This is a genomic window from Rhodococcus mengyinensis (genome assembly GCF_048381435.1).
Classification (GTDB): domain Bacteria; phylum Actinomycetota; class Actinomycetes; order Mycobacteriales; family Mycobacteriaceae; genus Rhodococcus_F; species Rhodococcus_F opacus_D.
This window is the reverse complement of the sequence record NZ_JBLWIT010000073.1, coordinates 1-21,131: the sequence shown is the minus strand read 5'-3', so window position 1 is coordinate 21,131 and position 21,131 is coordinate 1. Positions and strand designations below refer to the sequence as shown.

General features: G+C 66.3%; 17 protein-coding genes and 5 pseudogenes. 14 read left to right on the top strand and 8 right to left on the bottom strand.

Annotated elements, in window-relative coordinates; all coding sequences use genetic code 11:
- Window positions 1–33: 33 nt before the first annotated feature.
- Window positions 34–954: a S1C family serine protease gene (locus ACNJ7E_RS14300; RefSeq protein WP_280780208.1), complete on the bottom strand. Its 921-nt coding sequence runs from the start codon at window positions 952–954 to the stop codon at window positions 34–36.
- Between the two features lie 336 nt (window positions 955–1,290).
- Entirely contained in the window at window positions 1,291–1,908 is a 618-nt protein-coding gene (locus ACNJ7E_RS14295; RefSeq protein ID WP_280780207.1) for a TetR/AcrR family transcriptional regulator, read from the bottom strand.
- Between the two features lie 149 nt (window positions 1,909–2,057).
- Between ACNJ7E_RS14295 and ACNJ7E_RS14290 the strand changes: the two genes are divergently transcribed.
- From ACNJ7E_RS14290 to ACNJ7E_RS14275, 4 genes and pseudogenes are all read left to right on the top strand, one after another.
- Window positions 2,058–3,518: an FAD-dependent oxidoreductase gene (locus ACNJ7E_RS14290; protein WP_418340182.1), complete on the top strand. Its 1,461-nt coding sequence runs from the start codon at window positions 2,058–2,060 to the stop codon at window positions 3,516–3,518.
- Between the two features lie 600 nt (window positions 3,519–4,118).
- Window positions 4,119–4,256: a cupin domain-containing protein gene (locus ACNJ7E_RS14285; RefSeq protein ID WP_418340181.1), complete on the top strand. Its 138-nt coding sequence runs from the start codon at window positions 4,119–4,121 to the stop codon at window positions 4,254–4,256.
- Window positions 4,257–4,268: 12 nt separating this feature from the next.
- Window positions 4,269–4,700: pseudogene (locus ACNJ7E_RS14280) on the top strand (cupin domain-containing protein); the annotation flags it as partial.
- 75 nt (window positions 4,701–4,775) lie between these two features.
- Window positions 4,776–5,108, top strand: coding sequence for a helix-turn-helix transcriptional regulator (locus tag ACNJ7E_RS14275; protein WP_418340206.1), 333 nt, complete (start codon window positions 4,776–4,778; stop codon window positions 5,106–5,108).
- Between the two features lie 215 nt (window positions 5,109–5,323).
- Here the strand turns inward: ACNJ7E_RS14275 and ACNJ7E_RS14270 are convergent, their stop codons facing one another.
- The 3 genes from ACNJ7E_RS14270 to ACNJ7E_RS14260 form a co-directional block, all read right to left on the bottom strand.
- A complete protein-coding gene (locus tag ACNJ7E_RS14270) occupies window positions 5,324–5,809 on the bottom strand; it encodes an adenine nucleotide alpha hydrolase family protein (RefSeq protein WP_418340180.1) in 486 nt (161 codons plus the stop codon).
- A gap of 944 nt (window positions 5,810–6,753) precedes the next feature.
- The gene (locus ACNJ7E_RS14265) at window positions 6,754–7,101 is read right to left on the bottom strand and encodes a YciI family protein (RefSeq protein ID WP_280780202.1); all 348 of its coding nucleotides are present in this window, start codon (window positions 7,099–7,101) and stop codon (window positions 6,754–6,756) included.
- A gap of 99 nt (window positions 7,102–7,200) precedes the next feature.
- Window positions 7,201–7,641, bottom strand: coding sequence for a VOC family protein (locus ACNJ7E_RS14260; RefSeq protein ID WP_280780201.1), 441 nt, complete (start codon window positions 7,639–7,641; stop codon window positions 7,201–7,203).
- Between the two features lie 710 nt (window positions 7,642–8,351).
- Between ACNJ7E_RS14260 and ACNJ7E_RS14255 the strand changes: the two genes are divergently transcribed.
- Window positions 8,352–8,813, top strand: a complete 462-nt coding sequence (locus ACNJ7E_RS14255; RefSeq protein ID WP_105415780.1) for a MerR family transcriptional regulator — start codon at window positions 8,352–8,354, stop codon at window positions 8,811–8,813.
- 104 nt (window positions 8,814–8,917) lie between these two features.
- Window positions 8,918–9,958 (top strand): NAD(P)-dependent alcohol dehydrogenase, encoded by a 1,041-nt coding sequence (locus ACNJ7E_RS14250; RefSeq protein WP_418340179.1) that lies wholly within the window; start codon window positions 8,918–8,920, stop codon window positions 9,956–9,958.
- 73 nt (window positions 9,959–10,031) lie between these two features.
- Here the strand turns inward: ACNJ7E_RS14250 and ACNJ7E_RS14245 are convergent, their stop codons facing one another.
- A complete protein-coding gene (locus ACNJ7E_RS14245) occupies window positions 10,032–10,199 on the bottom strand; it encodes a hypothetical protein (RefSeq protein WP_418340178.1) in 168 nt (55 codons plus the stop codon).
- Window positions 10,200–10,299: 100 nt separating this feature from the next.
- A complete protein-coding gene (locus ACNJ7E_RS14240) occupies window positions 10,300–11,235 on the bottom strand; it encodes an MFS transporter (RefSeq protein WP_418340177.1) in 936 nt (311 codons plus the stop codon).
- Window positions 11,236–11,281: 46 nt separating this feature from the next.
- Here ACNJ7E_RS14240 and ACNJ7E_RS14235 point away from each other — a divergent pair.
- Window positions 11,282–11,635 (top strand): annotated as a pseudogene (locus ACNJ7E_RS14235) (pyruvate kinase alpha/beta domain-containing protein); the annotation flags it as partial.
- Window positions 11,632–12,202: pseudogene (locus ACNJ7E_RS14230) on the top strand (gamma carbonic anhydrase family protein). The pseudogenes ACNJ7E_RS14235 and ACNJ7E_RS14230, both read left to right, overlap by 4 nt.
- Before the next feature lie 176 nt (window positions 12,203–12,378).
- Here ACNJ7E_RS14230 and ACNJ7E_RS14225 read toward each other — a convergent pair.
- Window positions 12,379–13,437 carry a LacI family DNA-binding transcriptional regulator gene (locus ACNJ7E_RS14225; protein WP_418340176.1) on the bottom strand — a complete coding sequence of 353 codons (1,059 nt, stop codon included), beginning with the start codon at window positions 13,435–13,437 and terminating at the stop codon, window positions 12,379–12,381.
- Window positions 13,438–13,687: 250 nt separating this feature from the next.
- Between ACNJ7E_RS14225 and ACNJ7E_RS14220 the strand changes: the two genes are divergently transcribed.
- The 6 genes and pseudogenes from ACNJ7E_RS14220 to ACNJ7E_RS14195 all read left to right on the top strand — a co-directional run bounded on the left by ACNJ7E_RS14220 (window position 13,688) and on the right by ACNJ7E_RS14195 (window position 19,278).
- Complete coding sequence (locus tag ACNJ7E_RS14220) at window positions 13,688–14,224, top strand: 2,4'-dihydroxyacetophenone dioxygenase family protein (RefSeq protein WP_418340175.1); 537 nt, start codon at window positions 13,688–13,690, stop codon at window positions 14,222–14,224.
- A 131-nt stretch (window positions 14,225–14,355) separates the two neighbouring features.
- Complete coding sequence (locus ACNJ7E_RS14215) at window positions 14,356–15,360, top strand: alcohol dehydrogenase catalytic domain-containing protein (RefSeq protein WP_280780191.1); 1,005 nt, start codon at window positions 14,356–14,358, stop codon at window positions 15,358–15,360.
- Between the two features lie 38 nt (window positions 15,361–15,398).
- Window positions 15,399–16,760 (top strand): MFS transporter, encoded by a 1,362-nt coding sequence (locus ACNJ7E_RS14210; RefSeq protein WP_280780190.1) that lies wholly within the window; start codon window positions 15,399–15,401, stop codon window positions 16,758–16,760.
- A gap of 83 nt (window positions 16,761–16,843) precedes the next feature.
- Window positions 16,844–17,632 (top strand): SDR family oxidoreductase, encoded by a 789-nt coding sequence (locus ACNJ7E_RS14205; RefSeq protein WP_280780189.1) that lies wholly within the window; start codon window positions 16,844–16,846, stop codon window positions 17,630–17,632.
- A 28-nt stretch (window positions 17,633–17,660) separates the two neighbouring features.
- Window positions 17,661–18,490, top strand: a pseudogene (locus ACNJ7E_RS14200) (HpcH/HpaI aldolase/citrate lyase family protein); the annotation flags it as partial.
- A gap of 69 nt (window positions 18,491–18,559) precedes the next feature.
- Window positions 18,560–19,278, top strand: a pseudogene (locus ACNJ7E_RS14195) (cyclase family protein).
- Window positions 19,279–21,131 lie beyond the last annotated feature (1,853 nt).

Below are 21,131 nucleotides of genomic sequence, written 5' to 3'. Positions count from 1 at the left end.
CCGTCGATCGGATCCCACGTCGCCGTGTGGTCGTCAGGCCGCGAGCTCACGAGGACGTGCGAACACGTCCACCAGCGCACCGTTGCGCCACACTGTGATCTCGATCTGCCGGTCGATCGCATCCTCGACCATCAACCGCTGGACGGCGGTCGTCGTCACGACCGGCTTGCCGTCGAGTTCGACCATGATGTCCCCGCGCCGCAGCCCCGCCTCGGCGGCCGGGCTGCGCGGGGAGACACCGGCAACCTGCAAACCGGTCTTCGACCCGATCCGCCCCTGCAGCTTCGGAGGCAGTGGAACCTGCATGCCCGCGATCCCCAACCAAGCCCTCCGCACCCGCCCCGCCGATACCAACGCGGCGATGATCTGCCTCGTCGTCGAGTTGATCGGCACCGCCAGACCCACCCCCATTCCGGCGACAGCGGTGTTCACCCCGACCAGCCGGCCCGCACTGTCGGCCAACGCGCCACCGCTGTTCCCCGGATTCAGCGCCGCGTCGGTCTGGATCACCTCATCGATCACCCGCCCCGACTCCACCGGCAACGAGCGGCCCAGCCCGGACACGATGCCCGCCGTCACACTGCCCGCCAGACCCAGCGGGTTCCCCAACGCGACGACCAACTGCCCCACCCGCAGCGACGCGGCGTCACCCAATTCCACCGGAGCCGGCACATCGCCCCGAGCACGCAGCACAGCGAGATCGGACAACGGATCGCGCCCCACCACGTCGGTGCGGACAACAGTTCCGTCGGTGAATGCCGCCTCGGCCCCGCTCGCTCCCGCCACCACGTGCGCACTCGTCAGCAACAGCCGGTCATCGGTGATCACACTCGCGCTGCCCGAACCGCTCCCCCGTGACGTCCGCACAACCAGGCTGGCCACACTCGGCAACACCGTATCGGCAACCGAGACCACCGTCCTCGAGTAGCCGTCCAACTTCTCCAGTTCGCCCATACCCACTACAGCGCCGGCACACGACCACCTATGCCCCTGTTCGCTGCCAGCTGACCACCCGACGAAACACGCCGCGCGTTTCCTCCACGAGCGCTGACATCCCCGATCGTGACACCACTGCGCGACGTGCCGACGACACTATTGCGAATCAATTACCAATTACTGCGAGCTGCACCGACATACGACTGCCGTCCGGGCCGGAATCGCCCGTCGACACCGGCGAGTTGACGCCGAGAGCGCGACCCTCCTGGATCTCCAGCGTGCACGGTTCCACCGGCGCCGTCAGCCTCGCAGAAACACCGACCCGGCGTGACCGTGCGGCACGAGGCCGACCACTCACCGGCAGAGGCTGCGTTCGGCGGCGGCGATCAGGGTGCGGGAGACGTCGTCGACGGGGAGATTCCGCCCGGTGTACAGCTGGTCGAAGCTGTCGAAGCTCGCCAATAGCCAGAGCAGGTCTGCAGCCTCGTCGACGGTGACCTCCGGCCGCAGAACCTCCTGTTCGGCCAGTCGCTGGGCGAGGTGCGCCATCCCGCCGGCCCGGTTCTCCTCGATCCGCGCGATGGCCCCGCCGACGGCATCCGCGTCGAGTTGGGCCATCGAGAACAGTGCCCGGAAGACGTCGCGGTGGGCCGCGAACACCCGGACGCCGGCGTCGATCCCGCCGCGCAGGTGCTCCCGCGCGTCCGGGTGCTCCACCGCATCCACCACCGCCTGGAACCCTGCCCGGTGCCACCACAGGTCCGTGGTGAGGGCGTCGAACAGCCCGGCTCGTGACCCGAAGACGAGGTAGACGGTGGAGCGGGAGACACCCGCCGTCCGGGCCACCTGCTCGACACTCACCGGTGTGGACGGTGCTCGGCGCAGCCGGTCATAGACCGCGTCGAGAATGCTGCGGCGCGTTTCCTCGGCCGCCTCCGCGCGCAGGCGCTGCTCGTACTTCCTGGTGGCCACAGCCGTCACTCTAACATTTTCACTTGACACATCGTCTCGTGAAGTTCAGGCTGTTAATCGAGAGACATATTGTCCGGCGAAATCGAGACGAGCCCGCCGCCCTCCCCTGACGTCGAGACAACGAGCCTTCGAACGAAGGAGCTGACGTCATGAACAGCCCGACCACACCCACCCGTGCGCCGACACCCCGGGCGTCCACGCCTGTACTCGTGGTCGGAGCGGGTCCGGCGGGTCTCACCACGGCAATCACACTGGCTCGCCACGGGATCGAGGTCATCGTGGTGGAGCGGCGTCCCGCCCTGTCGGGGCTACCACGGGCGGCCTCCATCAGTACCCGCACGATGGAGCTGTTGCGTTCCTGGGGGCTGGAGCAGGAGGTCCGCGCGGGCGGGGTCGAGGTCGAATGGAAGCAATGGGTCGGTCCCACGCTCAACGCTGCCGGTGACACCCACCTGACCAGCTTCCCGACCCGAGAGCAGAGCGCGGTCCTCAGCCCGACCGCCCCCGCCTCGGTTCCGCAAGATCACCTCGAGCCGGTGCTGCTGGACCACCTGCGCTCGTTCGGCACCGCGCGGGTGGATATGGGCACCGAGGTGGTCGGCCTCGAGGACCGGTTCGATGACGTCCAGGTGACCCTGCGCGACGTCGAAACCCGCGAAACCCGAATCGTCCACGCCCGCTACCTCGTCGCGGCGGACGGAGCGCGCAGCACGGTGCGCGACGCCCTCGGGATCGTGATGCGTGGGCCAGGGCGTCTGTCCCAGGCAATCGGGACCGAGTTCCGTGCCCCACTGTGGGAACTACTCGGCGACCGCCGCTTCTGCATCTACGCCGTCACCCACCCCGAAGCCGCGGGAGTCTTCGTCCCCGCCGGCCACGGTGACCGATGGGTCTACGGCGTGGAACACGAACTCGCGCAGTACTCCTCGCCGAGTCCGACGAAGGACCAATCCGCCCGCCTCATCCGGCTCGGCAGCGGACTAGCCGACCTGGCGCCGAAAATCGAACGCATCGGGACGTTCACCTTCGCCGCGCAGCTCGCGGACCGCTGGCGGGAGGGCGCCGCGTTCCTCGTCGGCGACGCCGCACACCAGATCACGCCACGCGGGGGCACCGGCATGAACACCGCCATCCAGAGTGCCTACGACCTCGGGTGGAAACTCGCCTGGGTGCTCCTCGGCTGGAGCGGACCGCAGCTACTGGACACCTACGAGGCCGAACGTCGACCGGTGGCCGCACACAACGTGGCCCGATCGGCCGACCCGCACGGCGGGGCCCGACTCGCCGCACACGAACTGCCCGCGGACCTCGGCGGCCGAATCCCGCACGTCTGGTTGCGCTCCCGAGCCCACACTGTGTCCACCCTCGATCTACTCGGACCCGGGCTGACGTTGTTCACCACCGACCCGAGCGCGACCTGGCAGCGCGCAGCTCGCTCCGTTCCCGGGCCTCCGCTCGTCGTCCACGACCTCGACACCATCACCGCCCGCGGAATGGGCATCCCCCGCGGCGGGGCACTCCTGGCACGCCCGGACGGGGCCCCCGCCGGATGGTGGCCGTCAGGCACCGAACCGGCAGCGGCCCTCCGCCACGCGGAACGAGCCCGATGAAGTTCCGCTCTCGAAGCGCGGCAATCGCTTCGACTTCGACAAGCTGGTCCGGGTAGCCGAGTACAGCAACGCCGAGCAATGTGCAAGGCACGTCGTGGTCGCGAAAGTGGCGGCTGACGACCACTACCGTGGCGCCGGCGTCATCGAGCGGGCAGGCACCAGCGGTGAATACAAGCCTGGATGGCTGCCGGCTACTCGCCGCGAACGTGTAGGGCACGTTGGCCGTCAACGCCGACGATCGAATCAGCGACGTGCATGTCGTCGGTCACGGTCACAGTGTCGCTGAGCGCCGTCACCGGCCTCATTTGCCCATCGTGTCGGATTGGGAACTGGTCGCGGCTTCGGCTAGTGACACCGGTGAGGTCCGGGCGACGTCCCAGTCGCGGCGGGTCCGAGGTAGTCGGGTGCAGGGACGTGGTGGTGTACGAGGTTCGCCCGACTTCCGGCGCAGTGAGCATTCGAATTACGTTGCGCACCTTGGTTGGGCATGACCGCCACCGAGAATGAGTAGGCCACCCCGGCGACGAGGGCCATCGCCGGCAGCGCGACGCCGAGCACCAGAGCACCGGTGTGGGCAGTTCGTTGTGTGCAATCTCGGTCATGGCGGATCCCTGGACCACACCCGATCCGCTGGGCGAGGCGCTGCACGCCCTGCGCATGGCGGGCACCTTCTACTGCAGGTCCGAGCTGACCGCTCCATGGGGGCTGGACCTGCCGCCCGAGCCCGAGTCGATGTGATTCCATGTCGTCAACGCCGGACGCTATCGGCTCGAGGTGGACGGCGACGATCCCCGGCAGCTGCACCCCGGCGACTTCGCCCTGGTGCCCCACGGCCAGGGGCACCTGTTGCTCAGCGAGCCCGGGGTTCCGGCCCCGCGGGTCGACGGGCTGGCATACGACTACGCCAGCGATCGTTATGCGATCTTGCGGCACGGCGGCGGCGGGCACCCACGAGCATCGTGTGCGGCGCCGTCCGCTTCGGGCACCCGGCAGCCCGCAACCTGGTGGCGCTGCTGCCCCGCACGGATCGTCATCGAGGGATCGCCCGGTTCGGCGTCGCTCGAGGCTGACTGGATGCGAAGCACGCTCCGGCTCATCGTCGCCGAGAGGCGGCAGCTGCGGCCGGGCGGCGAGGAAGTGATCACCCGGCTGTCGGACATCCTGGTGATCCAGGCCATCCGCTCGTGGATCGCCGACGACCCGGCGGGGCAGACCGGCTGGTTGGGAGCCCTGCAGGATCCCCGCATCGGCCGGACCATGTCGCTCGTGCACCGCGATCCGGCCCAGCCCTGGTCGGTGGCCTCGCTGGCGCGGGAGACGGCCATGTCCCGGTCAGCCTTCGCGGCCCGATTCACTGAACTGGTGGGCGAGCCGGTGATGGCGTACGTGACCCGGTGGCGGATGCAGGTGGCACTGGACTGGCTGCGGACCGACGACGTCCCCGTCGCGGTGCTCGCCGCCCGCCTGGGCTACGCGTCCGAAGCGGCATTCAGCCGCGCCTTCAAGCGCGCCGTCGGCATTTCCCCCGGCGCCGCTCGCCGGTCACCGCCCGACACACTGCGCGAGAGCCCGCACCTCGCCCCGGCCTGACCCCACCGGCGGGTTCTGCTGTCCTGAGGGCCGGCGCGACCACTCGTGCTGCGGATGCTGATTGGATCGAACATCGCCGCTCCCGTGATGACGACTTGCTCGGCTTCCTGCACCCGCCAAGCGGGGACCAGGGCAACATCCAGAATAGGAGCGGAAGCCACGGTCGACTGCGTCCGGTGACCGATCCCTGCCGGTGACAGTGCTTCAGTTCCCCGTCAGGCCAACGGGGCTCTGTTTTGCTCGGCCAGCCGCTTGAGATTGAGCAGTTGACGGCGGGCCATGACGAGGTCGCCGACGGAGATCAGTGGCGCGAGCCAGCGGCCCTTCGCCATGACGACCTTCAGCAGCAGGCGCGTCGAGTCGCCGTTCGGAACGAGCACGTACGACATCACCGCACCCATGATCCCGCCGGTGAGCTGTTCCGCCGTGGAGACCGAGAGGATGCGCCCGAGGGGACGATTCCCCGAGGCGGTGAAGCGCTGACCAGCTGCGGGTTCCGGCAATGCGCGCAGCTGCCGTGGCGATCGGCGCCCGAAATTGTCGATCCAGTCGTAGGAGTACGGCGCCAATCGGATCTGCGCCACCCACGGCCACAGGCCGTCGGGCGTGCTGTGCACGGTGACGCCTCGCCAAGCCTGCAGCACGGGCACTGGGACCAGCACGTCGCACGGGTAACGACGGGCAACCTCGTCATCGGTCACGCCCCATCGGTCACCGATCATCACAAGTCCTTCCGTCGAAAGCAGATCCGTCTCCGGAACACATAGCAACGCAGCGGATTCGGCCGTCCAGATTATTCGCAGAGGTCTCCGATACTGCACATGACCGTGCCATCGCCAGGGCTAACCCAGACGCCGCACCCGTTCCGGACCTCTGGCTTCAGCAATCGAAGCGGGTTACGGCTCGCAACGGGCCAAAATATGTGTTCACACCCCGTAAACCAGTCCTGCGCCGCTTCGGCAACTCGTGCGGTGATCGTGGCGAGATCGACGTCGACCGGGGTTCCGAAACCATGGCTTCCTCCGTGTCCGGTCTCGAGCCCAATTGACCAGCCCCCAAAGACTTTGGTCTCGTCGACGACAAGCCAGCTCATCTCACCTAGCCAGCTCAGCTCCTCGTAGCAGCGGGTGTCACGCCCCACGGCGTGACATGCGCTTACGAAGTGGGGAGGTGCACCAGCAGCGTTGTCTTCCTCGCCACAGAGTTTCAGGTTCCATGATGGGGTCTCCAACGGATGCAACGGGGGTCGTCGCGATTCTTTCGAAGCCATTCTTCACCCTCTCAATTGGCCACTGATCGGTCAATCACCGCTTCATGCCCACTACCTGTCCCGGGTGGTGCGTCGGTGAGCGGACACGATCCTTCACCGGGATCACTCCGTCACCGGCCGGCCGAGTAGAAGATTGGCACGTGAACGTTCGTGACGATGATGCAGTATCGACTTATGTCTCCGACGGTCGGAACCTGCGTAGTGACAGGTCCGAGGCCGATCTCTGGCCACTCTGCGATGACGGGTAGATCCTCCGTATCGGGCGTTGTAATGCGTCGGCGTAAACACCTCTGGCTACCACGACAACCGCGATCGTGGAGCGCGCGTGAAAGGCTAGCTAGGACCGTCCCGCTGCCTGCGTGACGGAGAGTGCGGCTACTCAGGCAGCGTGTCGCCCGGGAAGCCGAGGCACGGGAGGACCTCGCAGGTCATGATTCCGGCCTGCACACACGGGTCGGCGGCCATGATCTGCCGCGCCCGTTCAAGGGGCTCAGTCATGATCGCCACGCCGGCAAAGGTGTCAGAGATGACGGGACAGAGGATCGCGATCACACCTTCGGCGCGTAACGACAGCATGCGACGTTGGTGTTCAAGTTCAATCGCCCCGGCTCCGTCCTGATATCGGTCCGAGCTCCAACGAAGCTGAACCAGACTAAAGGGCTTGGCGGTCGCGGCCAGGGCTTGAATCTGGTCGTCAGTCACGTCCGAGCTCATCTCGTTCACCTCCCTCCTCTTGGCGTTCGATCTCGATCAAACCCACGACCCGCTCCTGATTTCGCCCGTACGGTGCTCGAACAGCCACACGTGGCACGCTCACGCGCGTCAGCCGATCTGCTCGAAAAGGGACACGATGATCCCTTCGGGCCCACGCACGTAGGCCATCCGCACGCTGTTCTCGTACTCGCCGATGCCGCCGATGAGCCCGTACCCGTCCGCAGCCACCGCGTCAACGGCCGCCTGGAGGTCGCCGACCTCGAAGGACACGTTGCGCAGCCCGAGCTCGTTTGCCATCGCCGTGGGCGATCCGGGCACGTGGTCGGGCGTGACGAAGGCCGCGAGCTCCAGCCGGGACCCTCCGTCGGGCGGCCGCAGCATCGCGATCTCACAGTGCGCGCCGGGGATGCCGCAGACGGTCTCCACGAACTCGCCCTCGACGGATCCGGTGCCCTCTACCTCGAGGCCCAGTCCGACGAAGAACGCCGTCACCGAGTCGAGGTCCGCGACGGTGATGCCGATGTGGTCGAAACGTTGTACGTGTGCCATGAGATCCATCCTCCAGTTGTTGTCTTGTGTTGTCTTGCCGATTCGACGCTGGGACGGAGCCGGTGCCGGGATCTCGACATGGACTTGCCGCAAAGCTGCGGTCAGCCCAGGGTTTCGAGAAATCGTTCGGGACGACATGCTGCTGTCGCGGCTGGAAGACGCGGGAACGCCCTGGTGCGTGACGGTCCCCGCGAACCACCTTTCGTTGAGTGCGTGTCCCCTACTGGCATCTGAGGGTCGAAGCCCATCCTCAAAATGCCGTCCTGACGCGTAATCGATCGGTCCACACGCCCGATCCCGCCAGTACCGTGCGTGTCGCTGGCCGTGCCGCCGGAGCAGAAGGGTGAGTCGCGATAGTTGATCCGTCACCGGCAAAGCGGGGTCACCGGTGGGCATCTTGTGAACAAGTGGCTCGTAGTGCGCGAGAATTCGATAGTGACGAGGTCGGACTCAGAAGAGAACCGGTCGGACCCGGGTCTGGTTCAGCTCAGCTCCCGCGCTGTCCACCCTCAGCAGTCTTGGCTGCACCTTCACAGTCGGAGCGGTTCGATGCCGTATGTGCCGGTGTAGGCGTCGTGCAAGGTGGCCGGTCGCCAGCGAACTGATCGTGTGCCTGGCAACGAGCGCGCTGATCTGTCGAGGTCGGGGAAGACGGGTGTGACTCATCCGACCTTTGACTTCAAGTACTTGAAGTTCCTAGCGTCGATGGTGTGAGTGCACAAACCACCCCACGCGACTACACGATCAAGGACGCGGCCGCCCTGACCGGACTTCCGGCCAGCACACTGCGCTACTACGAGTCGGTCGGGGTGATCGCGCCGATCAGCCGCGGGGAAAGCAGTAAACACCGGGTCTACGACGAGAACGACCTGGGCCAGCTGTTGGCCATCGCGTGCCTGGCAGCGACCGGGATGTCGGTGAATGACATGAAGGAGTACGTCGCCAACGGGCAACTCGGGGCCGCGGCCGCCCCCGCACAGATCGCGTTGCTGACGGAACGCCGGCAGCAACTTGCACTCGAGGCCCAACAGATCGCCCTTCGTCAACGCTACGTCGACCTCAAAATCGACTACTGGCACGCGATCGACGCGGGCGACGAGCACCGTGCCGCGCTCCTCGCGGCCGAGGCGAGCGCACTGGCCGACGAACTCCACAACACCAAGAAGCGATAACCACCCACTTCGCCCGGTGCGCCCCTCGACTGCTGCGCCACCGGTTACTCAGCCCTGCCCTGCTCACCACCACTGTGACCCCCAGAGAAGAAGGAAGATCTGCCATGCGTGTCAACGCGTACGCCGCCCCCGCCGCGGGCCAGCCGCTGGTCCCCACCACCATCGAGCGCCGCGACGTCGGCCCTGACGACGTCCTCATCGAGATCCAGTACGCCGGCATCTGCCACTCCGACATCCACACCGTCAACGGCGACTGGGGCCCGCAACCCTTCCCGGTCGTGCCCGGCCACGAGATCGTCGGCATCGTCACCGAGGTCGGCGCCGACGTCACCCGCCACAACGTCGGGGACCGCGTAGGAGTCGGCTGCCTGGTCAACTCCTGCGGTCACTGCACCAACTGCCAGGGCGGCGACGAGCAGTACTGCGCCAATGGCATGGTCCCCACCTACGCCGGCGTCGACCGCGACGGCACCACCACCCAGGGCGGGTACTCCACTCATGTCGTCGTCGACGCCGACTACGTCCTTTCCGTACCGGAGAGCCTGGACCCGGCCGCCGCAGCACCCCTGCTGTGCGCCGGCATCACTACGTACGCCCCGCTGCGCCGCTGGGGTGCCGGTCCCGGCAAGAAGGTCGCCATCGTCGGCCTCGGCGGGCTCGGGCACATGGCCGTCAAGATCGCCCACGCCCTCGGCGCCGAGGTCACCGTGCTCTCCCAAACTCTGAAGAAGCAGGAGGACGGCCTGCGCCTCGGCGCCGACGCCTACTACGCCACCTCCGACCCCAACACCTTCGAGCAGCTCGCCGGCCGATTCGACCTCATCATCAACACGGTCAGCGCCAGCATCGACCCCAACGCCTACCTCGGCCTGCTCGCCGTCGACGGCACCCTGGTCAACGTCGGCGCCCCAGCCGAACCGCTCAGCCTGAACGTGATGTCACTGATCGGCGGCCGCCGCAACTTCGCCGGATCGATGATCGGCGGCATCACGCTCACCCAGGAGATGCTCGACTTCTGCGCCACCCACGGCATCGGATCCGAAGTCGAGGTGATCCCCGCCGACCGGGTCAACGAGGCATACGAGCGGGTCCTCGCCTCGGACGTCCGATACCGGTTCGTCATCGACACCGCCACCCTGAACTGACCCCACCGTGAACGCCCGCCGCAGACAAGTTCCGGCGGGCGTTCACCCACACCACAAAAGTGCAGGGCGGGAATCAGTTCGGATCCCACGGCGATTGTTCGAGACTGTTGAGCTCATCGAGAACCTGGTCGACGGCGGTGGTCGGGATCCGGAAGTCTGTGCCCTCCCACGCCTGGAGGCGGTCCCGTACGTAGGCGGGCATGGGAGTCACGCACGAGATTTGCTGCAGTTCGTCGCTCACGTCCTCATCCTGGGGCGAGCGGTTTGCGACCAGGATTCTTGCCCCACGGCGGCGTTGAGGAGAGCTGGTAACACCCGCAGCGCCGAGAACGGATCTCTTGTCAACTTTCCGTCCCTGTGCCGAGCAACTGCGCCGCACCATCTCCCCTGGCCCACTCAACCAGCCGGGGCAGGAATCTCGAACGTCGCCAGCGCACAAGCGAATACCGGTCACTGGGCCACCGATTCTTGTGATGCACTCTCATCCTGCTGCGCCGAATCATGTTTCGGCCTTTCGGTGAAGAGCTGGAGCAGCACCCCGAACAGGGCGCAGGCAGACATGACGAAGAAGCAGACGATGTACCCCCACGCTCGCCCCATCCACCGCTGAGAGAGATCAGTTTGCCCATGAAGAGCGGTGCAATACCTCCGCCGACGAACATTGCCGTGGTGATGATGCCGTTTGCGGTGGACACGGCGCCTTCTGGTGCGGCGTCGGAGGCTGCTGCGTAGTAGATCGGCCATCCAGCGTTAGCGACCAGACCAAACGCCAACTGGATGAGGACAACCAAGAGCGAGGATGTGGCGAGGTAGAAGCAGGCCACGCTGACAGCCATCCAGATACCGCACACCACGATGGTGGTACGCCGGCCGATGACATCGGACAGGGTCGGCCACAGCACCTGTCCGAGGATGCCGGTGAGGGCGAATACGACACTGAGTCCGGCTGATTCGGCTAGTGACAGTCCGACGACGTTGCGCAGACACGCCGGGAGGACAACATTGACGCCCATGTAGACGATCTGTGTCAGCATGGTGGTGAGTGCCGTCAAGTTGATGTTCCGGTTCCGGAAGCACGCTGCGATAGGTCCCCGTTCGCCGTTTGCACGTACCTCAACCTGGTCGCGGCCCGGCGGGGTCAATCCCTGCGCGGAAATGTGCGCGTAGAGGGTGTCGATCTTGTCTGCGGTGGAGTACCGACCCCAGAAAATCATCAGTGGTACTGCGATCAACAGGCCCAGAAACAGTGTGTACGAACAGTTCGCGGGACCGAACATGGCCAGCACCGCGGCGGCGGAGAGGCCGCTGAGAAGCGACCCGATCGGATACACCGCACGACGACTCGCCCGGCTCCACACCCCGCTGCCACTGCTGGCGTTCACCCCGGTACCCCAGGTGCGCAACGAACTCGCCCTCACCTGGGGCACCGAAACCTTCCTCGTCGACCCGGTCGAATCGACCGACGAGATGATCCGCCAAGTCGACACCGCCCTCCTCCGGCTGGGCCGCTACCGGCGCGGCGACCTCGTCGTCATCGTCGCCGGCTCACCCCCACACACCGTAAGATCCACCAACCTCATCCACGTCCACCGCGTCGGCGAAGACGACTTCACATCCGCCCAGCCCTATTCCGGTACGAATCATCGGCGACTCGACACCGAGGAGCTGCAGCGGTGAGGATTTCTCTGACCCCAGGCGATCACGACATTGCAGATGATGTGTGGATCGCGCCGAACGCCACGATCGTAGGATCTGTGCAGATTCCATCGGGAGTGGGCATCTGGTATGGCGCAGTGGTCCGCGGCGATGCGGAGAGGATCGAGATCGGCGAGCGGGACGAACATTTGAGACGGCTGCGTCCTCCACGCAGATCCCGGTTTCCCACTCGTCATCGGCACAGGGGTGTCGGTGGGGCACAATGCGATCCTGCACGGTTGCACGATCGACGACGACGTTCTGGTCGGAATGGGTGCGACGGTGATGAACGGTGCCCGCGTCGGGGCGGGCACCCTGATCGCCGCCAACGCCCTGATCCCCGAGGGCATGCAGATTCCACCCGGGACGCTCGTCGCCGGCATCCCCGGAAAGGTCCGGCGTGCCCTGACAACTCAGGAACTGGCTGCTATGCGCACGAATGCGGACACCTACGCGCAGGCTCGTGTATGTCACGCGGAAGCGACAGGCACAGGCACAGGATCACCGACCTCTGTCTGGCGTCACGGTGCATTCGAATCTGAGCGATGAGTCCGCCGACGAGGGGGTCCACTCGACGAATCGCCGGGGTGGGGGCGACCGCATCACAGTGAAAGGACTGGCGGGTTCCACCGTGCGCGTTCTCGAGAGATGACAGTCCGCAGGCCTAAGCGGTTCGGTGCGATGCGTGTCTTCCGACGTTCGAATGTTTCTCGGCCGAGCGCGCCCTATACGCGTCGTGCGGTGGTCTCTCGCACCTGAATCCCGTACGGCAGTAGCTCTTTGCGTGCGGGTCCCTTGTCGCCGGCGAGACGTTGAAGAAGCATGCGTGCGGCGCGTTGGCCCATCAGATCCCGCGGCACGGTCACGGTGCTCAACTGGAGGGGGCCGGCGCTGGAAAAGCTCATGTCGTCGAACCCGGTCAGCGCCAGGTCTTCCGGCACGCGCTTGCCGATTTCGCGGGAGACGTCGAGAACGCCGAGCGCGATCATGTCGTTACCGCAGACGACGGCCTCTATCTCGGGGTGTTCGGCGAAGAGTGCTCGGGCGCGCAATGCACCGGCCGGCCGGGTCAACTCCCCCCACACGTCGGGTTCGTTGACCGCGCGCAAACCCGCTTTGGCCAAGGCGTCACGGTATCCGTTCATGCGGTTGACCGACACGCTCGAGGTGTCCGGGCCGCCGAGGATAGCGACCTTGCGACGCCCGGTGGCAACCACGTGGGAGGCCATTTCGAACGAGGCGGAGTAGTCGTCGATGCCGACCCAGTCGGACGGTTCGTCTTCGATCTGCCGGTAGAGCTGCACGACGGGGATGTTCTCGTCGCGGAGCTTGTCGAGGAGTGGTTTGTCGGCGGCGACGAGCGAGGTGAAGATCAGGCCGCTGCAGTTCCGGTCGACCTGCGCGAACGCGACGTCCGATTGCCGCGAACCGTCCACGCCGACGTGGGAGACGAACACCTCGTAGCCTTCTTCGGCGGCGGCGGCGACCACTCCCCCGGCGACCTCGGTGTAGAACGGGTTGGCGATGTCCGCCAGGAGTAACCCGATTGCTTTCGTGGTGCCCGAGCGCAGTTCCCGGGCGATCCTGCTGGGTCGAAACCCCATCTCCTCGGCGATGGCAAGGATCCGCTGGCGGCTCTCGTCGCTGACCCCGGGCGCCCCGCTGAGTGCATAGGAGACCGCGGCAGCAGACACCCCCGCCTTGCGGGCCACATCGCTCATCGTCACTCGCCGGGAGCGGCCACCGTTGGAGGTACTGCCTGCGCCGCGGGATGTATCAGTCACGCGTGCCAGCTTACGCGGTTAAGTGATGCTTCCAGGAGGTGACGCCGCGAAGAGTCCTGCACAAACGGCAGCACTGATTCGTTTAAGTTCCCCGTAGACCCGCCAATGACTACTTAAGAACTCCGACGACTGCCCAGCCTTGGCTCATTTATCCAGTTACCGGCCCGCTGAAGCCCTGAAACATCACCGCTTGTGCGTTGGAACACAACGATGTACCGTCACTTATGCGATTAAGCGAAAGGAGAGCATCGTGAGTTCCACCGTTGACATGAAGAACGAAGAGGCTGTGCCCTACACGGGTCCGAAGCCGTACGGGATGAGTGACGACCTGATCGTTCCGGGTGCACTGGATCTGGACTGTGACGAGCGGCTGTGGGTTCCGCAGTCGCAGGATGTCGAGTTCCGCCCGCTGGTGTTGTCGGCGAGCCAGGGCTATTTCGTGAACATTCTGCGGGTGCGCCGCTCGGGCATCCTGTCCCGCCACCGGCACGCCGGGGCGGTGCACGCGTTCACCCTGCGGGGCCGCTGGCATTACCTCGAGTACGACTGGTGGGCAGAAGAGGGCACCTACGCGTTCGAGCCGCCCGGCGACATCCACACCCTCGAGGTCCCCGAAGACGTGACCGAGATGGCGACCCTGTTCCACGTGAGCGGTGCGTACATCTATGTCGACGTCGACGGCAACACCGTCGGCATCGAGGATGTGTTCAGCAAGATCGAGAAGGCCCGCGCGCACTACGAGAAGATCGGTCTCGGCGCCGACTACGTCGACCGCTTCATCCGCTGACACTGCGGCGGACACCGCCTGACATGGCGCAACCACACCGAGTGCCGTCGGCACTCAGGGGCGGTGTCCGCCGGCGCCCCACCCTCTTTCATCCCTGAGCCCGGCAGCGGGCGAAAGTTAGCAGGTTCCCCATGCGAGCTCTGACCAAGAGAAGTGCCACTCCCCACGACGTCCTGGTGCAGGATCTGCCCAAGCCCGAACCGGGCCCGGGGCAGGTGCGGGTTCGCACCGAGGCCTGCGGGCTGTGCGGCAGCGACGTGCACGCCTGGCGTCACGACACCGGCTACGAATGGATCCTCCCCCCGGTCGTGCTCGGACACGAGGCGGTCGGATACGTCGAAGCCCTCGGCGAGGGCGCCGACCCGACCTGGCTCGGCAAACGCGTTGTCCCCGTTGCCATCGACGGCTGCGGCGTGTGCGATCTGTGCGAGCGTGGTTTCCGGCAGATCTGCCCCCGGCGCACCGTGCTCGGATTGTCCTTCGACGGCGCGGCCGCCGAATCGTTCGTCGTCCCCGAGGTCCGCCTGGTCGAGGTCGACCGGCATCTGCCGGCGTCGACCCTGGCGCTGACCGAACCACTGTCGGTCGCCTGCCGCGCGGTCGCGCACATCGAGAACGCCGCCGACGGCCCCACCCGGGTGGTGGTGTCCGGGCCCGGACCGATCGGCACGATGGCCGCCCTCGTCCTCGCCCAGCGCGGCCACGACGTCGTGCTCTCCGGGGTCGGCAACGACGAGAACGCGCGATTGCCGCTGGCCCGCGCGCTCGGTCTGCGCACCGTGATCGCCGGCCGGGACGAGCTGCCTTTCATCCCCACCGCCTGGGTCGACGCCTCCGGTTCGATGGCCGCGCTCGATGCCGCCATCGCCGCGGTCCTGCCCGGCAGCCCCATCTCCGTCGTCGGCCTGTTCGCCCGCACCGGACCGGTCGACTTCAACGCCGTCACCCGCAAGGAGATTCGCCTGCAGGGCAGTTACGGATCGACCAAGGTCGACTACCGGGCCGCTGCCGACGCGATGGCCGCCGACCCGACACCGTGGCCACAACTGGTGACCGAAATTTCCCTCACTGATGCGGCTTCGGCGCTCGAACGCGCCGCGGCCGGTCACGACATGAAGGTCGTGCTCGTCCCATGACCCCACCGGACCCCACCCCTGTCCCGAAAGGACACGCCATGTCCACACCCGACATTGCGGCCGAACCCGCTACCCACGCAGCCGGGCGCACCTCGATCGTCAAGGTCGCCTTCGCCAGCATGATCGGCACGGCCGTCGAATGGTATGACTTCTTCCTCTACGGCTCGGCCGCTGCACTGGTCTTCGGGCCCCTATTCTTCCCCGACAGCGAACCGGCCACCGCCACCCTGCTCGCGTTCGCCACGTTCGCGGTGGGCTTCTTCGCCCGCCCGCTCGGCGGGATCGTCTTCGGCCACTACGGTGACAAACTCGGACGCAAGAAAATGCTGGTCGTCAGCCTGCTCATGATGGGCGCCGCGACCTTCGCCATCGGCCTACTGCCGACCTTCGCGAGCATCGGTATGGCCGCACCGCTCCTGTTGATCGGCTGCCGACTGCTGCAGGGCTTCGCCGTCGGCGGCGAATGGGGCGGAGCGGTCCTGATGGCCGCCGAACACGGTGACAACGACCGCCGCGGATTCTGGACGTCGTGGACCCAGGCGGGCGTACCCCTCGGCAACCTCCTCTCGGCGGTGGTGCTGTGGGTGCTGGCTCTGTTCCAGAGCGACGCAGCCTTCGATTCCTGGGGCTGGCGTATTCCCTTCCTGCTCAGCGCCGTACTGGTCCTGATCGGTCTCTGGATCCGGCTGAGCATCGAAGAATCCCCGGTCTTCGCCGCCAACAAGAAGGCCCTCGAGAACCACAAGGCCGAGCACGCACCGATCATCGAGGTCCTGCGCAAATATCCCCGCGAGGTGCTCATCGCGATGGGACTGCGGTTGGTGGAGAACACCTCGTACTACATCTTCACGGTCGTGGTGATGACCTACATGGTCACCTACCTGGATATGCCCAAGAGCGCCGCCATCGCCGGTGTGCTGATCGCCTCGGTCGCGCAGTTCTTCCTCACCCCGATCATCGGCGCCCTGTCCGACCGGGTCGGCCGGCGACCGCTGTACTTCACCGGCGCACTCGGTGCCGGCATCTGGGGCTTCGTGTTCTTCCCCCTCATCGACACCGGCAACCAAACCGTCATCGCGGCGGCCATCTTCATCGGGCTGATCTTCACCACCCTGATGTACGCGCCGCAGGCGGCGATGTTCTCCGAACTGTTCGGCACCAGCGTCCGCTACAGCGGCGCCTCCCTCGGCTACCAGCTCGCGTCCGTCTTCGCCGGCGGCCTCGCCCCCGTCATCGCGGTCGCACTGCTCGGCACCGTCGAGGAAAAGAACACCATCGCCGTCAGCATCTACCTCGCCGTCCTGGCCGTGATCACCATCATCGCCGTGATCGCCGCCAAGGAAACCGCCCGCACCTCCCTCGAACACGACCGGGTCCTCGACGAGGCCACCCGCACCTGATAGCCGCCGGGCCGGTGTGCGGNCACCCCGCACACCGGCCCGGCCACCAGTCGTCTCCCGATCCGAGTAGAAAGAGCTCTCGCATGAACGCACCTGTCCACACCCCGGTCCTGGACCTGTTCCGCCTGGACGGCAACGCCGCCCTCGTGACCGGGGCCTCGCGTGGCCTGGGCCGTGCACTGGCCATCGCTCTCGCGGAAGCAGGAGCCGACATCGTCGCCGTCGACATCGGCGACCTCGACCAGGTCGCCAAGGAGGTGCGTGCCCGGGGAGTCCGGTGCTCGACCCGCACCGCCGACCTCGGTCACCTGACGCCGGAAACCGCGACAGAGCTGATGTCCTGGGCGGGGACCGAGTTCCCGCATCCGACGATCCTGGTCAACAACGCCGGCATCATCCGCCGTGGGCCGGCGACCGAAACCACGCCCACGGACTGGTCGGCCGTGCTCGACCTCAACCTCACCACCCCATTCCTGCTCAGCCAGGCCTTCGCACGGGCCGCCCTCGACGACAACGCCGCCGCCAGCATCATCAACATCGCCTCGATCAACTCCTTCCAAGGCGGGATGGAGGTCCCGTCCTACGCCGCCTCCAAGCACGGCATCCTCGGACTGACCCGAGCTCTCGCGAACGAGTGGGCCGCACACCGCATCCGAGTCAACGCAATCGCCCCCGGCTATATGGAAACCGAGTTCACCGCCGCGCACCGCGAGGACCCCGCCCGGGCGGAGAACATGCTGCGCCGCATTCCCGCCGGCGTCTGGGGACGGCCGGAGGATCTTGCCGGCGCGGCGGTCTTCCTCGCCTCGGCCGCGTCCTCGTACGTCACCGGCACCGCCCTGTCCGTCGACGGTGGATGGCTGTCCCGATAGAACAACGACGACCCACCGGACGACCCCCATGGCATCGACACAGCAGAACCATACCGACATCCCCGCCGCCGATGCCCGATCGTGGCTGCTCGTCTCGGCCGCCCACAGCAGGCACTCCACCGAGACCAACGCCGGAGCGGCCGACGCCGTCATCTATGACCTCGAAGACGGTGTCGTCCCCTCCGCGAGACCCACGGCACGAGAAGCCCTCCACCTCTGGTTCTCTCGCGGCGGCACCGGCTGGGTCCGCATCAACCCGGCCGAAAGCGAGGACTGGAGCCGCGACCTCGACGCACTCGCGGCAACACCCGGGCTCTTGGGTGTGATGCTCGCCAAATGCGAGTCGGCAGAACACGTCACCGAGACCGCCGCCCGATTGCCCGCCCGGACCCTCGTTATGGCACTCGTCGAATCGGCACTGGGCATCGAACGCGCCTACGACATCGCCTCCGCACAGCCGACTTTCCGGATCGCCCTCGGCAGCAACGACTTCCGCCGCGACACCGGGGCCGCCGACCTCGCGCCGGCCCTGTCCTATGCCCGGGGACGGCTGGTGGTGGCAAGCCGGGCAGCGGGTCTGCCCGGCCCCATCGACGGCCCCACCCTCACCACCGCAGAGGATCCGCTCACCGACGCCCTCACCGTGACCCGCACCATGGGCATGTCAGGCAAGCTGTGCATGCACCCCGGACAAGCCCCCGTCATCAACCGCGCACTGAGCCCCACCGACACCGACATCGACTGGGCCCGCCAGATCATCGACCGACTCGGCGTCGACGGTGCGCGCATCGAAAACGGCAGTGACCTGCGAAACTCGCCCGAGCTCGGACGATCAGCCGCCTCGCCACCGTCTTCGCGCCGCAGAGCGAGCACCAGTTGTCGCCGAATGCCGACCGATTCTCTCCCCGCTTCCAAGGTGTCACCATCATGTCCGACACAGGACGCACGACGAGGGTTCCGACCACCACCGAGTTGCTCGAGGACCAGCCCAAGAACTGGGGCAAATGGGGGTCCGACGACGAGGTGGGCGCACTGAACTACCTCGGCTCCCGCGAAGCGCTCGCCGGCGTCGCCGAAGTCAGGCAGGGAAAGACGTTCACGTTGCAGGTGCAGATCGGCAACCCCAAGGGGGATCCCACCTTCCTCGGCCCTCGCGGACCGGCGCGACGGGTCAACATCATGGACCGTGGTGTATCTCGGCGGTGCCGGTCGCCCAGCAAGGCGTTGAGATCCGCAAGCGTGACATCCTGGTGGTCCACACCGGATGGCTCGAATACTTCTACAACACCCCGCGCGAGGAGTTCTACGACAACTTCAACGAGCCGGGCCTGACGTACTCACCCGAGCTGGTCGCGTGGTTCAACGACCTGGAAATCCCGAATCTCGTCACCGACACGATCGCCAACGAAGTCACCCACGACCCGGTCTCCGGCGTCTGGCTGACGCTGCACAACGCACTGATGCGCAACCTCGGAATCACCTTCGCCGAGATCATCGCCCTGCACGAACTGGCCCAGGACTGCAACGGCGACGGCCAGTACTCGTTCCTCTACACCGCAGCACCATTGAAGGTTGTCGAAGGAACCGGCGCCCCGGTCAATCCGATCGTCATCAGGAAGCCGTCCACCCGATGGAGGAATCACTGACTCGCGCGTGGGCAGGACCCACCATCGGGCGACCTCTGTAGGTTCCAGCCGAATTTGTCAGCTGAGTGCGGCGGGATTTCAACATCATTCAGTGGAGGATCCTCTCGCTGCCGCGTCGAGCGAGCAGGCCGAGGGTGTTGTTGATGCTGGTCTACGGCATCCCCAGCGACCGGGCGTTCGACGTTCGCGTTTGGCGCACCCCGCAGACCAAATACCCGGCTCCGCGTCTGACTCCGGCGCGAGTCTGCGCACAGTTCGATCACCTGCTGCTCACCGTCCATAAAGGAGCCGACGCCCGGTGTAGGCGGCGGTCGCGGGCGGTGTTCTCACCCCGTGAACCCGGGACCGGAACATCCGAGCACTCCGTCATCGGGCACCGTGTCGGGTCAGCCGCCAACCGCGGTGGGCGGCTGCGTAACCGGCGAACGCGCCGAGGCACGCACTGACAATCAGGCCGGCAACCAGGAACGGCATTGGATCCACCGATTCCATGTGCAAGGCGCCAGACTCGACGTACCCCGTGGTGAAGCGCACCGGGTGCGACAACCACCAGGCAAACAGACTGGTACACACCAGGCCCGCGCCGAGCCCGAATGCCGTTCCGATCAGTATCAGTGTTCGCACAAGATCAACTTCGCGATCACCGGCTGTGAAGTTATCGAGCGCCCCCGGCGCCGTTCGTCACGGCCATTTCGGCCCTCACCTGCACGAAATCCACGGTCGAGGCACTGGGACGGGATTTTGCAGCGCAAAAGTGTGCTCACCTGGCCTTTTGGTCGAGACGCTGGAAATGTTTTTTCAGCAGTCACTCCACTCACTCCACTCCCCCGGCACTGCGCCCACCAGAACCATCTGCAGCAACCACCCGTTCGCCTGGAGTGCGCGAACGTGCCCGCAGCAAGCGGAATCAGGTGTGATCAGTAGCCCCTCGTACGCGTGATTACCGGCGAGTCAGTTCATGGAGCTACCAAGCCCCACATCACCGCTCGCCATAGGTGAACACCCCTCCATCCATATCCATCCATCCACGTGTTATCGGCCGGTTGGTAGTCCCCGCATCCAGTCGCGGATGTCTTCCATGACCTTGCGGGGACGCGGCACCATCGAGTGCACCCGTATTTCCCGGTAGTGGGGATGGTCGATCGCTTAGGGACGGCAAATCGTCTTCCCGTAGCCGCACCACTACACACCCGGCCGCGAGCAGATCCCGGCTCTTTCGCTGATCGACGAGCACCTTCGCCTCCGCTGTCAGTGTCGATAGTTCACTGCACGGACCCCCGAGGAGTCGGCCGCTTGTGCAGACGTCTTCGGAAACAGCGTGGCTGGAGTCATCTGCGCGATGCGCCCACCCGCTTACGGTGGGGTCGTGCCCCGGAGTCCGTCCACTGCTTCCCCGAGACGGGGCGCCGCGTCCCACCCGGTTTACGGCAGGTGACAGTCACTCTCGCGTAGGCCCGCGGCTTCGGCCGGTCGGAGTGCGGCGTGGTACATGACCGCGTAGAACGCCACGAGCCGCCGCCCGGCGCTTCCGATGCCAGGAACCAACGTACGACACGGCGGTGAGCAACTGTGCCGCCCCAGGGCCCGCACCTCGTGGTGGACAACCGCTTCGGCGAGCCGCACGTCGCCGTGTGCGACGCCGGCCGCAGCGCGCCCTCGCCCTCCGCTGGCAGGGCGACACCCGCCGTGACCACGCGGACCGGGGGATCGTTGAACATGCCGTGACCTCATAATATGAAGCGAGGCTGCTAGCGTAGTCCTCTTTACTCGGGACCCAGGAGCGCTCCGCCATGAAGAACACCGTCTCGATCGAGATCGCCCTGCCGCGGGAGACAGTGGCACAGCTGCTCGCC

Bases quoted from the DNA above. Each gene is read 5' to 3' on its own strand.
- ACNJ7E_RS14240 (WP_418340177.1), bottom strand. From the start codon at position 11,235: ATGTTCGGTCCCGCGAACTGTTCGTACACACTGTTTCTGGGCCTGTTG.
- ACNJ7E_RS14290 (WP_418340182.1), top strand. From the start codon at position 2,058: ATGAACAGCCCGACCACACCCACCCGTGCGCCGACACCCCGGGCGTCC.
- ACNJ7E_RS14250 (WP_418340179.1), top strand. From the start codon at position 8,918: ATGCGTGTCAACGCGTACGCCGCCCCCGCCGCGGGCCAGCCGCTGGTC.
- ACNJ7E_RS14215 (WP_280780191.1), top strand. From the start codon at position 14,356: ATGCGAGCTCTGACCAAGAGAAGTGCCACTCCCCACGACGTCCTGGTG.
- ACNJ7E_RS14275 (WP_418340206.1), top strand. From the start codon at position 4,776: ATGTCGCTCGTGCACCGCGATCCGGCCCAGCCCTGGTCGGTGGCCTCG.
- ACNJ7E_RS14210 (WP_280780190.1), top strand. From the start codon at position 15,399: ATGTCCACACCCGACATTGCGGCCGAACCCGCTACCCACGCAGCCGGG.
- ACNJ7E_RS14205 (WP_280780189.1), top strand. From the start codon at position 16,844: ATGAACGCACCTGTCCACACCCCGGTCCTGGACCTGTTCCGCCTGGAC.
- ACNJ7E_RS14300 (WP_280780208.1), bottom strand. From the start codon at position 954: ATGGGCGAACTGGAGAAGTTGGACGGCTACTCGAGGACGGTGGTCTCG.
- ACNJ7E_RS14260 (WP_280780201.1), bottom strand. From the start codon at position 7,641: ATGGCACACGTACAACGTTTCGACCACATCGGCATCACCGTCGCGGAC.
- ACNJ7E_RS14285 (WP_418340181.1), top strand. From the start codon at position 4,119: ATGGCGGATCCCTGGACCACACCCGATCCGCTGGGCGAGGCGCTGCAC.